Raw genomic sequence first — 13,678 nt, forward strand, 5'->3', positions numbered from 1 at the left:
CGCCACCTGCCCCCGGCCCCATGAAAGGCCTGCAAGGCCTGGCCTTTCTGCTGCTCATGCAGTCGGCCGGCGAGGCGCTGTCGCATTTTCTGCACCTGCCCGTTCCCGGCCCGGTGGTCGGCATGGTGCTGCTGCTCCTGGCACTGCAGTGGGGCCCGGTACAGCGGGCCGTGGCGCCGGCGGCGGGCTTTCTGCTCACCCACCTGTCGCTGCTGTTCGTGCCGGTGGGTGTGGGTGTCATGACGCACCTCGATCTGCTGGGCGCCTATGGGCTGCGCCTGGTGGTGGTGATCGTGCTGTCCACCTGGGCCGGAATGGCGGCCACGGTGCTGGTGCTGCGCCTGTTCAGGCCCCGGCCCGATACCCGGGAGGCAGGCGATGGCCAACTTCGTTGAGCTCTGGCTCTACCTTTCGCAAGCGCCGCTGTTCGGCCTCACGGCCACGCTCGCGGTGTACGTGCTGGCGCAGGCGTTTTCCGCGCGCATGGGCCATGCGGCATGGGCCAACCCGGTGCTGTGGTCGGTGGTGGTGCTCGCCGGTGCGCTGCTGGCCACTGGCACGGCCTACCCCACCTTCTTTGCCGGGGCGCAATTCATCCACTTCCTGCTCGGGCCCGCCGTGGTGGCCCTGGGCTGGCCGCTGTGGCTGCGCCGGGCCGAGCTGCGCCAGCGCTGGGGCCGCCTGCTGCTGGCCGCGCTGGCCGGCGGCACGGCGGCAGCCAGCAGTGCCGTGGGCCTGGGCTGGGCCATGGGCCTGCCGCTGGACATGCTGATGTCGCTGGCACCCAAGTCGGTCACCGCGCCGGTGGCCATGGGCGTGGCCGCGCAGATCGGTGGCGTGCCGGCGCTGGCGGCCCTGTTCGCGGTGCTCACCGGCATGGTGGGCGCGCTTTCGGGCCGCACCCTGTTTGGCTGGCTGCGCGTGGGCACGGATGCACCGGGCATGGTGGCCCGGGGCTTTGCACTGGGCACGGCTTCGCATGGCATCGGCGCCGCGCAGGCGCTGCAGGACGATGCCGATGCGGGCGCCTACGCCGGCCTGGCGCTGGGCCTGCAGGTGGTGCTGGCCGCGCTACTCGTGCCGCTGGTGGTGAAACTCTTCTAACGCAGGGCGCGCACGATCTCACCGGCATGCGAGACGCCGAACAACACCAGCCCGATCAGCCCGCCCACCACCGTGCCGTTGATGCGGATGTACTGCAGGTCCCGGCCGACCTGCAGCTCGATGAGCTCGGACATCTCCCGGGCATCCCAGCGCTGAACGGTGTCCTCGATGTGCTGTGCGATGAAGGCCGACACCTCGGGTGCCAGCCCTTCGGCCCAGCGCTCGAGCCGCGCGCTGAGCGACTCACGCAGGGCAGGATCACCCGCCAGAGACTGGCCGAGCCAGGCGCCCATGGCCTGCACGTTGCGCGCCACGGCCGAATCGGGCTGGGCCAAGTCCCGGCGCAATGCCGTGCGCATGCCCTGCCACAGCTCCTGCACATAGCGGCCCAGGGTGGCGTCGGTCTGCAGGTACTGGCGTATCTCGTCGGCCCGGCGCTGCCAGTCGGGGTCGGTCTGCAGGCGTGTGATGAGCCGCTGCACGGCCTCGTCGAAGCGCTCACGCAACTGGTGCTGCGGGTTGGCGGCCACCTCGGCCAGCAGGCCGGCGAGCGCGTTGGCCACCATGGCCGAGCCCTTGTCGCCCAGCCAGTCGGTGGGGAGCACCTTTTCCTTGACCGGGTGGTCTTTCTTGAGCCACTGCACGATGGTGCGCGCAATCAGGTCGCGCGTCTCCTCGCTTTGCAACACGGCAATGAGCCGGGCCAACCCATCGTCGAGCAGCGCCTGGTGGCGGCCGTTGTGTGTCAGTGCGCCCAGCACCGTGGCCATGGTCTGCGACAGGTCGATCTGCCCGATCAGCGTGCGCGCGGCGCGCTGGATGAAGCGCTCTACCTGCGCATCCTGCACGGCATCGAGCCCCGCAGCAACCAGGCGCACGGCCTGCTGGCCCAGCAAGGCGGTGTTGCCCGGCGCCACCAGCCAGTCGGCCACGCGCGCCACCGGGTCGTGCCGGCGGATCAGCGCCACCAGCGAGGGCGCATCGAGGAACTTGTCGCGCACGAAACCGGCCAGGTTGCGGCCGATGCGGTCCTTGTTGCGCGGAATGATGGCCGTGTGCGGGATCGGCAGGCCCAGCGGATGGCGGAACAGGGCCACCACGGCAAACCAGTCGGCCAGCGCGCCCACCATGGCCGCCTCGGCCACGGCCTTCAGGCAGTTCAGGGCCAGGCCCCGCTCCACCAGGCTGGTACCGACGAACACCGCGGTGGCCAGCAGCAGCAGGGCCAGGGCCTGCCGCTGGGCCCTGCGCAGCGCCGCGTGGGCAGCGTCCGCGTCGGTGGAAGAGGCCATCGGGCGGCGCAGCAGCGCCGCTCAGGCTGCCGCTGCGATCTGGTCGAGCGCCTTGGACAGGTGGCCCACGGTGCGGTCCACGTTGTGCCACTTCTCCAGGCCGAACAGGCCGATGCGGAAGGTCTTGAAGTCCGGCCCCTCGTCGCACTGCAGCGGCACGCCGGCAGCGGTCTGCAGGCCCACCTCCATGAACTTCTTGCCGTTCTGGATGCCGGGGTCGGTGGTGTAGCTCACCACCACGCCCGGGGCCTTGTAGCCCTCGGCCGCCGCGCTGGGGAAGCCCTTGGATTCGAGCAGCGCACGCACCTTGGCGCCCAGCTCGATCTGCTCGGCGCGCACCTTGTCGAAGCCGTACTCGCGCGTCTCCAGCATCACCTCGCGCAGGCGCACCAGGGCGTCGGTGGGCATGGTCGTGTGGTAGGCGTGCTGGCCCTTTTCGTAGCCCTCGGCGATCTGCATCCATTTCTTGAGGTCGCACGAGAAGCTGCTGCTGGTCGTGCCCTCGATGGCCTGGCGCGCACGCTCGCTGAGCATCACCATGGCGCAGCAGGGCGAGCCGCTCCAGCCCTTTTGCGGGGCCGAGATCAGCACGTCCACGCCGGTGGCCTGCATGTCCACCCACATCGCGCCCGAGGCCACGCAGTCCAGCACGAACAGCGCGCCCACCTCGTGCGCGGCCGCGGTCAGCGTGCGCAGGTAGTCGTCGGGCAGGATGATGCCGCTGGCGGTTTCCACATGGGGCGCGAACACCACCTTGGGCCGCTCGGCGCGGATGGCGGCCGCCACCTCGTCGGCCGGGCACGGTGCCCAGGGGGCCTGCGGGCCATCGCCCTGCTTGCGCGCCTTGCACACCACGGCACCGCCACCCAGGCCGCCGGCCGCGTCGAAGATCTGGCTCCAGCGGTAGCTGAACCAGCCGTTGCGCACGATGAGCACCTTCTCGTTGTTGGCGAACTGGCGCGCCACGGCCTCCATGCCGAAGGTGCCGCTGCCGGGCACCAGCACGGCCGTGTGGGCGTTGTAGACCTGCTTGAGCGTGGCCAGAATGTCCTGCATCACGCCGGTGAAGCGCTTGGACATGTGGTTGAGCGCGCGGTCGGTGTAGACCACCGAGAATTCGAGCAGGCCATCGGGATCGATATCGGGCAGCAGTCCGGGCATGGGGAAGGTCTCCGTCTTGGATGGGGGCACAGGGCGCGCGCGGCCGTCCGGCCGCAGGCGCCTCATTCAGTCAGCCGGCCAGCTTAGCATGGCCCTTTCTCACCCGTGTGCTCACCAGGTATCCACAAAGCGATGCCCCAGGGGCGCCACCTGGGCCGATGCCAGCCCGCGCGCCAGCCAGGCGCGCGTCTCCGCCGGGTCGATCACGGCATCGATCTCCAGCGTGGTGGCCATGTGCAGGGCTTCGCCATTGGCGTACTGGCGTGCCACCAGCTTCTGGAACAAGGCGTCGCGCTCCGCGCCCTCGGGCACGGCCTCCAGTTCCTTGCGAAAGCCCAGTCGCACGGCACCTTCGAGCCCCATGGCACCGAACTCCCCGGTGGGCCAGGCCACGGTGAACACGGGCGCATGGAAGCCCCCCGCCGCCATGCCCATGGCCCCCAGGCCATAGCCCTTGCGCAGCACCACGCTGAAGAAGGGCACACGCAGGCTGGCCGCCGTCACGAACAGGCGGCTCACATGGCGCACCTGGGCCGTGGCCTCCACCTCGGGGCCGACCATGAAGCCGGGCGTGTCCACCAGGCTCACCAGCGGCAGGCCATGCGCATTGCACAGCTGCATGAAGCGCGCGCCCTTGTCGGCGGCATCGGCATCGATGGCGCCGCCCAGGTGCAGCGGGTTGTTGGCCAGGATGCCGACGGGCCGCCCCTCGATGCGCGCCAGGGCTGTGTGGATGCCCGCGCCGAAACCCGTGCGCAGCAGGAGCAGGCTGCCTTCGTCCACCAGCCCCGCCATGGCGGCGCGCGTGTCGTACACGCGCAGCCGGTTCTCGGGCACCACGCCGCGCAGCAGGCGCTGGTCCGGCGCCGCCCATTGCGCCAGGCGCCCCTGGAAGAACGACAGGTAGTGCCGCGCCGCACGCACGGCGCCCGCTTCGTCATCCACCAGCACATCGATCACGCCATTGGCGTGCTGCACGCGGCTCGGGCCGATCTGCTCGGGCTTGAACACGCCAAGCCCCCCGCCCTCGATCATGGCCGGCCCGCCCATGCCGATGTGGCTGCCCCGTGTGGCAATGATCACGTCGCTGCAGCCCAGCAGCGCCGCATTGCCCGCAAAGCAGCGCCCCGCCGCAATGCCCACCACGGGCACCTGGCCCGACAGCGCGGCATAGCTGGCAAAGCTGTGCACATGCAAGCCCGCAACCACGGGCATGTCGGTATCTCCAGGCCGCCCGCCGCCGCCTTCGGCGAACAGCACCACGGGCAGCTTCTGCGCCAGGGCAATGCCCAGCATGCGGTCGGTCTTGGCGTGGTTGCGCGCGCCCTGCGTGCCCGCCAGCACCGTGGCGTCGTAGGACATGACGACCGCGCGCGATTGTTCCGGGCCGAAATCGGCACCGTTGATGCCGCCAATGCCCGTGACCATGCCATCGGCCGGCGTGTTGGCAACCAGATCTTCCAGGCTGCGCCGACGCGTCTGCGCGGCGATCGCCAGCGCGCCGTATTCGATGAAGCTGCCTTCGTCGCACAGGTCGGCGATGTTCTCGCGCGCGCTGCGCCCGCCCTGGGCATGGCGCTTGGCCATGGCCTCGGGCCGGGCGGTGTCGTGCGTGAAGGCATGGCGGTCCCGCACCCGCTGCAGGTCGGGGCGGATGTGGTCCGCGTCCGGCGCCTCTGCGCCTGCGTGCGCGGCGGCCTGTGCGCCATCCACCGGGTCGAGCACCAGCAGCGGCTGGCCCTGCACCAGGTAGCCGCCCGGCACGGCCAGCAGCGTGCGCACCCGGCCCGCGTGCGGCGCCAGCAGCACATGCTCCATCTTCATGGCTTCGAGCACGGCCAGTTCCGCACCGGCCGCGACCACATCCCCCTCGGCCACAGCCAGCTGCACCAGCCTGGCAGGCATGGGCGCCAACACCGCGCCTTCCGGGGCGGAGTCCAGCGGGGCGGGCTCCTGGCCTGCAGGCAAGGGTTCGTCGACCAGTGGGCCCGCTGCATCCAGCAGCGCGGGCAGCACCGACTCCAGCCAGCGCGTGTGCACCTGCTGGCTCTCCATTTCGGGCCGCGCGGCCAGTGCGCGCAGCAACGCCACATTGGTCGCCACGCCGGCGATGCGGCATTCGGCCAGCGCGCGCTGCGAACGCCGCAGCACGTCGCTGAAGCGGGGGGTGCGCGTGTGCACGATGAGCTTGGCCAGCAGCGTGTCGTAGTGCGGCGAAGGGGAGATACCTGCTACGCCGTGCGTGTCCACGCGGATGCCTGGTCCCGCAGGCAGGTCAAAGCGCGTGAGCGTGCCGCTACCGGGCACAGCACTGCCCTGCGCGTCCAGCGTCTCGGCATTGATGCGCCACTGCACCGCAAAGCCCTGTACGGCGGGCGGCACAGCGGGGTCGAGCCCCAGCTCGCGCAGGCTGCGGCCCGCGGCCAGCGCCACCTGCGCCTGCACCAGGTCCACGCCCGTGACCTCTTCGGTAATGGTGTGCTCCACCTGCAGGCGCGGGTTGGCCTCGATGAAGACAAAGGGCAGCGCATCGGACGCCAGGTCCACCAGGAACTCGAAGGTGCCCAGGCCTTCGTAGGCCACCTCGCGCGCCATGGCCAGCGCGGCGGCCACGATGCGCTCGCGCAGCGGCGCGGGCAGCGAGGGGCTGGGCGCTACCTCCACCAGCTTCTGGAAGCGCCGCTGCAGCGTGCACTCGCGCTCGCCCAGGGCCAGCACCTCGCGCCCGTCGCCCAGCACCTGCACCTCGATGTGGCGCGCACCGCTCATCAGCCGCTCGACGTAGACACCCTCAACGCCAAAGGCAGCCAGTGCCTCGCTGCGGCAGCGCGCATAGGCGGCCGGCAATTCATCGGCCGTCTGCACGGCACGCATGCCGCGCCCGCCACCACCGCCAATGGCTTTGACAAGGATGCCGGCACCGCCCTGCGCCTGCCAGAAGGCCTGCGCCTCCTCCAGCGTGACGGCGGTCTGCGTGCCCGGCATCAGCGGCACGCCGCAGCGCAGCGCCAGTGCACGTGCCTGTGCCTTGTCGCCGAACAGTGCAAGCTGCGTCGGCGTGGGGCCGATGAAGCGCAGCCCTGCCTCGGCGCAGGCACGCGCGAAGTCTGCGCGCTCGCTGAGAAAGCCATAGCCCGGGTGCACGGCATCGCAGCCCTGGGCACGCGCGATGGCGATCAGATTCGCGCCATCCAGGTACGCCGCAGGCCCGGTGGCCGACAGGGCCACCGCCGCATCGGCTGAACGCACATGGGGCGCGCCGGCATCGTCGTCGGCATGCACCGCCACGCTGGCGATGGACAGGTCCTGCAGTGCCCGCGCAATGCGCAGCGCGATCTCACCCCGGTTGGCGATCAGGACTTTATGGAACAGCGGTGAATTCATCGGTGTCGTTTTTGCAGGCGGTTTCAGGGAAGATCACGCAGCAGGCGCCGTAGCACCTTGCCGGCACCCGTGGCGGGCAGCGCGTCGATGAAGCGCACCTCGCGCGGCGTCTTGTAGGGCGCCATGTTCTCGCGCGCCCAGGCCACCAGGGCGGCGGCGTCCACCTCCTGGCCGGGCCTCTTCACGATGAAGGCGCGCACCACCTCGCCCTTTTCGGCGTCGGCCACGCCGATCACGGCGGCCTGCGCCACGGCGGGGTGCTTGATGAGCAGGGTCTCGACCTCTTCGGGGAACACGCTGTAGCCCGAGACCTTGATCATCTCCTTGAAGCGGCCGATGAAGGTGAGGTAGCCATCGGCATCCATGCGGCCCATGTCGCCGGTGTGCACCCAGCCATTGCGCAGGGTCTGCGCCGTGGCCTCGGGCTTGTTCCAGTAGCCCTTGAAGTTGCCGGGGCCCTGGATGGTGATCTCGCCGACCTCTCCCACCGGCAGCGGCACACCGGACTCGGGGTCGATGATGCGGATGGTGTTGCCCGGCACGGGCTTGCCGTGCGCACCCCAGCGGATGGCATCGTGCGGCATGTAGGTGTCCACCGTGTGCGTCTCCGACAGGCCGTAGGACGCCTCGAACGAGGTGCAGTTCGGGGCAAACCCCTGCCATTGCTGCGCCAGCGCCTCGGTGAAGGTGATGCCGAAGCTCGTGACCGGGTTCCTGCGCAGCGCGCTCCAGTCCATGGCGCGCGCACCGGGCACCTGCATGAGCGCGCCGTTCATGGGTGCGATGCTGTACCACCAGCTCACGCGGTGGCGCTCCAGCGCCTGCGCAACGCCCAGGGGGTCGAAGCGGTAGAGCAGTACCGTGGTGGCGCCGGTGTAGATGGGCAGGTTCACGCCCATCACCATGCCGGCAATGTGGTACAGCGGCGCCACGGCCAGCAGCACATCGTCGCTGCGCGCGCCATTGCATTCGGCCGATGCAGCGGTCTTGAAGCTGGCATTGCCGTAGCTCAGCATGGCGCCCTTGGGCAGGCCGGTGGTGCCCGAGGTGTAGGTCATCAGCGCCACGTCGTCCATGCCGATGGCCACGGGAGTGGGCGCGCCGCCCGCACGCACCACGGCCAGGAAGTCCTCGCAGCCCGCGGGCACCGGCGATGCCGCGGCGCGTATGGCCTGCAGCTCGGCCGGCACATCGATGCTGGGCGTCTCGGGAAGCAGGTCGCCATAGCGCACGGCAAAGACATGGGCCAGGTCGGTGGTCGCACGCACCTTGTCGACCACGGGCAGCAGCACATCGGCCGCCACGATCACGCGGGCCTTCAGGTCCGACAGCTGGTACTGCAGCTCGTGCTCCTTGTTGAGCGGCCCGCAGGGGCAAACGATGGCGCCGATCTTCTGGATGCCGTAGTGCGCCATCACGTACTGCGGGCAGTTGTTCATGAACAGCGCCACCGGTTCGCCCGGCTGCACGCCCAGCGCCTGCAGCCGCGCCGCGAAGGCATCGCTGGCCGCATCGATCTCGGCCCAGGTGATGGGCTGGCCATACCAGAGGTAGGCGGTGCGATCAGGGGTGTCGCGCGCATGGCGGCGCAGGTGTTCGTGCAGCGGCAGCAGCGGCGTGGCGGTATCGGGCATGCGTTGTCTCCAAGGTGTCTGGAATCGCTGGTTCTTGGCAGCCTTTCAGGGTTTGCGATAGGTCCCTGCGCCCGCCAGCGTCTTGCCAATATATACCCATGGGTAGAACATTGCTACCCATTGGTATAAATCGACGTCGCACAAAGGACAGCCCCCATGAATGAGCAGCCCCCCGTACAGGCCCGCGGCCGGCAGAAGGCCGCCACGGCCGGCTCGGACGAGAAGCGCGAGCGCATCCTGCGTGCCGCCGAGGCGCTGTTCGACGCCCAGGGCTATGCCAACACCACCATCGAGCAGATCGTGCAGCAGCTCGGGGTGACCAAACCCTTCGTCTACTACTACTTTCGCAACAAGCAGGAGATCTTCGAGACCCTGTGCTGGACACCCGCCGTGGCCTGCTTCACGGCCATGGATTTCGCAGACGGCGACAAGCGCCCCGCGCACGAGAAGGTGGCCGAAGGCATCGAGCGCCTGATCCGCGCCACGCTCGCGCACCACCCCGCCGCCTTCTTTCCCTACCGCGAGCCCCAGGTCTACCGCCCCGAGTACCTGGCCGCGCAAAAGCAACTGGCCAACCATTTCTACGACCGGCTCTGCGCCCTGCTCGAAGAGGGCCGCCGGGACGGCATGTTCGAGTTCAACGACACCAAGATCACCGCCCTGGCGGCCTGCAGCCTGCCGGGCTTTCTCTACAACTGGTACCGGCCCGATGGCCGCCTGCCGGCCGACGAAGTGGCACGCGAACTGGCCACCCTGGCCTGGCGGGTGCTGGGTTTGCGCACGCGCCGCAGGCCGCCGGCACGTTGACCAGGTGTGGCCCACCGTTTTTCCAACAGCACAAGAAAGCGAGACAAGCATGCACCGCCTTTTGCGTTCCCTGGCAACCCCCGTTGCGGCTGGCGCCGCCCTGCTGTGCGCGGCAGCCCCCGCCCTGGCGCAGGAGACCTTCAAGGTCGCCTACATCGACCCGCTCTCGGGGCCGTTCGCCAACGTGGGTGAGCTCATGCTCACGCACACGCAGTACGCCATCGAGGACATCAACGCCAAGGGCGGCGTGCTCAAGGGGGTCAAGCTGCAGTTGCTGCAGTTCGACAGCAAGCTCTCGGCGCAGGAAAGCCAGAGCGCCCTGCAGGCGGCCATCGACCAGGGCGCGCGCGCCATCGTCACGGGCGGCTCGGGCTCGTCGGTGGTCACGGCGCTGGTGCAGGCCGCGGCGCGCCACAACCAGCGCAACCCGGGCAAGGAGATCCTGGTGCTCAACCACTCCTCCATCGACCCCGAGCTCACCGGCAAGGCTTGCAGCTTCTGGCACTTCCAGTTCGATGCGAACACGGCCATGAAGATGAAGGCCATCGCCAACTACATCAAGAAGCAGCCCGACATCCAGAAGGTCTACCTGCTCAACCAGGACTATGCGCACGGCAAGCAGTGGGCGCACTACGGCCGCGAGATGGTCGGCCTGGCGCGGCCCGACATCCAGTTCGTGGGCGAGACCCTGCACCCCATCGGCCGGGTGAAGGACTTCTCGCCCTACGTGTCCAAGGTCAAGAGCACCGAGGCCGATTCGGTCATCACCGGCAACTGGGGCCAGGACATGGTGCTGCTGCTCAAGGCCGCAGGCGATGCGGGCTACAAGCTGCGCTATTTCAACCACAGCGCCGGCTCCGTGCCCGGCACGGTGCTGGCCGTCTCGCAGGCCCAGCTCGGCCAACTCACCTGGGTGGCCGAATGGCACCCGGGCCAGGCCGACAGCGCGAAAACCGATGCCCTGGCCAAGGCGTACAAGGCCAGGACCGGCAAGGACTTCCTCGCACCGCGCATCGACATGACGCCGCGCTTTCTGGCCGCGGCGATCAACAAGGCGCAGTCCACCGACCCGGTGAAGATCGCCCGCGCGCTCGAAGACCTGAGCCTGGACACCGTGGTCGGCCCGGTGCGCATGCGCGGCGAAGACCACCAGCTGCTGCTGCCCCAGGTGGTCAACACCATCGCGCCGGTGGACGGCAAGGGCGTGAAAGCCGGCTGGGAAGGCACGAACTACGGCTTTCGCACCGACGCCGTCTACACCGGCAACGAACTGGCCCAGGGCACGGAGTGCAAGATGGCTAGGCCCTGAGCACGGATTCGGGCACGGGCTTTCCCCTTCGGCAACGACAGCCATGGGCCGCGGCTACCATGGCGGCCACCGACCAGAACCCGAGGAAACCGCCCCATGCCCGACTTTCGCAGCGACACCGTCACCCAGCCCACGCCCGCCATGCGCGCGGCCATGTTCGATGCCCCGCTGGGCGACGATGTGTTCGGCGACGACCCGTCCGTCAACGCGCTGCAGGAGTATGCGGCGCAACTGCTGGGCTTCGAGGCCGCGCTGTTCGCGCCCTCGGGCACGCAGACCAACCTGATTGCCCTGTGGGGCCATTGCCAGCGCGGCGACGAGGCCATCGTGGGCCAGAGCTGGCACACCTACCGCTGGGAGGCCGGTGGCATGGCGGTGCTGGGCTCCATCCAGCCCCAGCCCGTGGAAACCCAGCCCGACGGCACGCTGCGCATCACCGACATCGCGGCCGCCATCAAGCCCGACGACCCGCACTTCGCGCGCACCCGCCTGGTGGTGCTGGAGAACACCACGGGCGGCCAGGTGCTGCCGCCCGCCTACGTGGCCGAAGTCTCCGCCCTGGCGCGCCAGCGTGGTCTGGCCATGCACCTGGACGGCGCCCGCATGTTCAATGCCGCGGCCGCCAATGCGGCCAAGGCGGGCACCGATGTGTACGACGAGGCCCGCACGCTGTGCAGCCAGTTCGACTCGGCCTCGCTGTGCCTGAGCAAAGGGCTGGGCGCGCCCATCGGCTCGCTGGTGCTGGGCAGCCACGACTTCATCCGCCAGGCGCGGCGCACACGCAAGATCCTGGGCGGCGGCATGCGCCAGGCCGGGGTGCTGGCAGCGGCCGGCCGCTATGCGCTGGAACACCATGTGCGCCGCATGGCCGACGACCACGCCCGCCTGGCGCAACTGGCCGAAGGCCTGGCCGAGGCCAACCGCAGCCACCCGGCCCTGAAGGGCAAGATCACCGTCCACCCCTGGCAGACCAACATCCTGTTCACCGACCTGCACACGGACGTGGCGCCCGCCTTCACCGCCTGGCTGGCCCAGCACGGCGTGCGTGTGACCAGCGGCCTGTACGCGGGCCAGACCCGGCTGCGCTGGGTGACCCACCTGGACGTGAGCGACGCCGACATCAAGGCCGCGCTGGACTGCGTGGCCATCTTCACCGGGGGCTGAATCCCGGGTTTCAGGCGGCGGGGTAGCTGCGGCCGCCGAAGATGCCGGTGCCGACCCGCACCAGGGTGCTGCCGGCATGGATGGCGGCCTCCAGATCGGCCGTCATGCCCATCGACAGGGTGTCGAAATGCGCCAAACCGGGCACACCGCTGGCCTGGATCTGCAGGAAAAGACGCTGGGCGCGCAGATGGAGTTCCTTCTGCGCCTCGAAATCGGGCGCGTGGTCAGGGATGCTCATGAGCCCGCGCACCGTGAGCCGTGGCAGTTTTGCCACAGCCTGGGCCAGCGCCAGGGCTTCTTCGGGAGGGACGCCGGACTTGGTTTCCCCCCCGTCCACATTGACCTGGATGCACACCTGCAGTGGCCCCAGGTGCTCGGGGCGCTGGGCCGACAGGCGCTCGGCGATCTTCAGCCGGTCCACCGTGTGCACCCAGTCGAAATGCTCGGCCACCAGGCGTGTCTTGTTGCTCTGGATGGGCCCGATGCAATGCCACTGCAGGCTGGCGGGCGACAGCAGGCGCAGGGCCGCCACCTTCTCCACCCCCTCCTGGATGTAGTTTTCGCCAAAAGCCCGCTGGCCCGCGGCCACGGCCTCGGCCACCGCGTCGGCGCCGAAGGTCTTGGAAACCGCCAGCAGCGACACCCCCGCAGGATCGCGCCCGGCCGCCTTGCACGCCTGTGCAATCCTGCCCATAACCTGTTGGAGGTTGTTGTCAATCGTGGTCATAATGATTGGCAAGCGTACCAAACGATTGAGGGGATCCCGTGGACATTACCCAGCTGCTGGCGTTCAGCGTCAAGAACAAGGCTTCCGACCTGCACCTCTCTGCAGGCCTGCCACCCATGATCCGGGTCCATGGCGACGTGCGCCGCATCAATGTGGACGCACTGGACCACAAGACGGTCCACGGCATGGTGTACGACATCATGAGCGACTCCCAGCGAAAGACCTATGAGGAATTCCTGGAAGTCGACTTCTCGTTCGAGATCGAAGGCCTGGCGCGTTTCCGCGTCAACGCCTTCAACCAGAACCGCGGCGCGGCCGCCGTGTTCCGGACCATTCCGAGCAAGATCCTGACCCTGGAGCAGCTCAACGCGCCCAAGATCTTTGGCGACCTGGCCCTGAAGCCGCGCGGCCTGGTGCTGGTGACCGGCCCCACGGGCTCGGGCAAGTCCACCACGCTCGCGGCCATGGTGAACTACCTCAATGAAACCGAGTACGGCCACATCCTCACGGTGGAAGACCCGATCGAGTTCGTGCACGAGTCCAAGAAGTGCCTGATCAACCAGCGCGAAGTCGGCCCCATGACGCTGTCCTTCGCCGCCGCGCTGAAATCCGCGCTGCGCGAAGACCCGGACGCCATCCTCGTGGGCGAAATGCGCGACCTGGAAACCATCCGCCTGGCCATGACGGCCGCGGAAACCGGCCACTTGGTCTTCGGCACGCTGCACACCTCGAGCGCCGCCAAGACCATCGACCGGATCATCGACGTGTTCCCGGCCGAAGAAAAGGAAATGGTCCGCGCGATGCTCTCCGAATCGCTGCAGGCCGTGATCTCGCAGACCCTGTGCAAGACCAAGGACGGCTCGGGCCGCGTGGCGGCGCACGAGATCATGCTGGGCACCAGCGCCATCCGCAACCTGATCCGCGAGGCCAAGGTGGCGCAGATGTACTCCACCATCCAGACCAGCAACAGCGTGGGCATGCAGACCCTGGACCAGAACCTCACGGACCTGGTGCGCCGCAACGTCATCAGCCCCGCCGAGGCCCGTGCCAAGGCCAAGATCCCCGAAAACTTCCCCGGCTGACGGCAGCACGGGCG

At 69.1% G+C, this 13,678-nt stretch carries 11 protein-coding genes; 6 read left to right on the forward strand and 5 right to left on the reverse strand.

Features of this window, described 5'->3' with window-relative positions:
- Positions 1-20: 20 nt before the first annotated feature.
- Together HNP48_RS17360 and HNP48_RS17365 are read left to right on the forward strand one after the other, a co-directional pair.
- Entirely contained in the window at positions 21-395 is a 375-nt protein-coding gene (locus tag HNP48_RS17360; RefSeq protein ID WP_184859234.1) for a CidA/LrgA family protein, read from the forward strand.
- On the forward strand, positions 379-1,104 hold the full coding sequence (locus HNP48_RS17365; protein WP_184859236.1) for an LrgB family protein: 726 nt from the start codon (positions 379-381) through the stop codon (positions 1,102-1,104). Before HNP48_RS17360 ends, HNP48_RS17365 begins: the two co-directional genes overlap by 17 nt.
- Here the strand turns inward: HNP48_RS17365 and HNP48_RS17370 are convergent.
- The 4 genes from HNP48_RS17370 to HNP48_RS17385 form a co-directional block, all read right to left on the reverse strand.
- A complete protein-coding gene (locus HNP48_RS17370) occupies positions 1,101-2,396 on the reverse strand; it encodes a DUF445 domain-containing protein (RefSeq protein ID WP_184859238.1) in 1,296 nt (431 codons plus the stop codon). The two genes, HNP48_RS17365 and HNP48_RS17370, sit on opposite strands and share 4 nt — an antisense overlap.
- A 21-nt stretch (positions 2,397-2,417) precedes the next feature.
- Positions 2,418-3,557 (reverse strand): aminotransferase class V-fold PLP-dependent enzyme, encoded by a 1,140-nt coding sequence (locus HNP48_RS17375; RefSeq protein ID WP_184859240.1) that lies wholly within the window; start codon positions 3,555-3,557, stop codon positions 2,418-2,420.
- A gap of 111 nt (positions 3,558-3,668) precedes the next feature.
- Positions 3,669-6,929 carry a carboxyl transferase domain-containing protein gene (locus HNP48_RS17380; protein ID WP_184859326.1) on the reverse strand — a complete coding sequence of 1,087 codons (3,261 nt, stop codon included), beginning with the start codon at positions 6,927-6,929 and terminating at the stop codon, positions 3,669-3,671.
- A 35-nt stretch (positions 6,930-6,964) separates the two neighbouring features.
- Positions 6,965-8,575 (reverse strand): AMP-binding protein, encoded by a 1,611-nt coding sequence (locus tag HNP48_RS17385; protein WP_184859242.1) that lies wholly within the window; start codon positions 8,573-8,575, stop codon positions 6,965-6,967.
- Between the two features lie 156 nt (positions 8,576-8,731).
- Between HNP48_RS17385 and HNP48_RS17390 the strand changes: the two genes are divergently transcribed.
- From HNP48_RS17390 to ltaE, 3 genes are all read left to right on the forward strand, one after another.
- Positions 8,732-9,382 (forward strand): TetR/AcrR family transcriptional regulator, encoded by a 651-nt coding sequence (locus HNP48_RS17390; protein WP_184859244.1) that lies wholly within the window; start codon positions 8,732-8,734, stop codon positions 9,380-9,382.
- Between the two features lie 49 nt (positions 9,383-9,431).
- Positions 9,432-10,691: a branched-chain amino acid ABC transporter substrate-binding protein gene (locus HNP48_RS17395; protein WP_184859246.1), complete on the forward strand. Its 1,260-nt coding sequence runs from the start codon at positions 9,432-9,434 to the stop codon at positions 10,689-10,691.
- Positions 10,692-10,787: 96 nt separating this feature from the next.
- Complete coding sequence (gene ltaE, locus HNP48_RS17400) at positions 10,788-11,855, forward strand: low-specificity L-threonine aldolase (protein ID WP_184859248.1); 1,068 nt, start codon at positions 10,788-10,790, stop codon at positions 11,853-11,855.
- Positions 11,856-11,865: 10 nt separating this feature from the next.
- Here ltaE and HNP48_RS17405 read toward each other — a convergent pair whose 3' ends face one another.
- Positions 11,866-12,582 (reverse strand): YggS family pyridoxal phosphate-dependent enzyme, encoded by a 717-nt coding sequence (locus HNP48_RS17405; RefSeq protein WP_184859250.1) that lies wholly within the window; start codon positions 12,580-12,582, stop codon positions 11,866-11,868.
- A 38-nt stretch (positions 12,583-12,620) separates the two neighbouring features.
- Between HNP48_RS17405 and HNP48_RS17410 the strand changes: the two genes are divergently transcribed.
- Positions 12,621-13,664 (forward strand): type IV pilus twitching motility protein PilT, encoded by a 1,044-nt coding sequence (locus tag HNP48_RS17410; protein WP_184859252.1) that lies wholly within the window; start codon positions 12,621-12,623, stop codon positions 13,662-13,664.
- Positions 13,665-13,678: the final 14 nt, after the last annotated feature.

The organism is Acidovorax soli, from assembly GCF_014207955.1.
Taxonomy (GTDB): Bacteria; Pseudomonadota; Gammaproteobacteria; order Burkholderiales; family Burkholderiaceae_C; genus Acidovorax; species Acidovorax soli_A.

What these genes read in the sequence shown, in the direction of transcription:
- HNP48_RS17360 (WP_184859234.1), top strand. Translation starts at nt 21, where the DNA reads ATGAAAGGCCTGCAAGGCCTGGCCTTTCTGCTGCTCATGCAGTCGGCC.
- HNP48_RS17365 (WP_184859236.1), top strand. Translation starts at nt 379, where the DNA reads ATGGCCAACTTCGTTGAGCTCTGGCTCTACCTTTCGCAAGCGCCGCTG.
- HNP48_RS17370 (WP_184859238.1), bottom strand. Translation starts at nt 2,396, where the DNA reads ATGGCCTCTTCCACCGACGCGGACGCTGCCCACGCGGCGCTGCGCAGG.
- HNP48_RS17375 (WP_184859240.1), bottom strand. Translation starts at nt 3,557, where the DNA reads ATGCCCGGACTGCTGCCCGATATCGATCCCGATGGCCTGCTCGAATTC.
- HNP48_RS17385 (WP_184859242.1), bottom strand. Translation starts at nt 8,575, where the DNA reads ATGCCCGATACCGCCACGCCGCTGCTGCCGCTGCACGAACACCTGCGC.
- HNP48_RS17390 (WP_184859244.1), top strand. Translation starts at nt 8,732, where the DNA reads ATGAATGAGCAGCCCCCCGTACAGGCCCGCGGCCGGCAGAAGGCCGCC.
- HNP48_RS17395 (WP_184859246.1), top strand. Translation starts at nt 9,432, where the DNA reads ATGCACCGCCTTTTGCGTTCCCTGGCAACCCCCGTTGCGGCTGGCGCC.
- ltaE (WP_184859248.1), top strand. Translation starts at nt 10,788, where the DNA reads ATGCCCGACTTTCGCAGCGACACCGTCACCCAGCCCACGCCCGCCATG.
- HNP48_RS17405 (WP_184859250.1), bottom strand. Translation starts at nt 12,582, where the DNA reads ATGACCACGATTGACAACAACCTCCAACAGGTTATGGGCAGGATTGCA.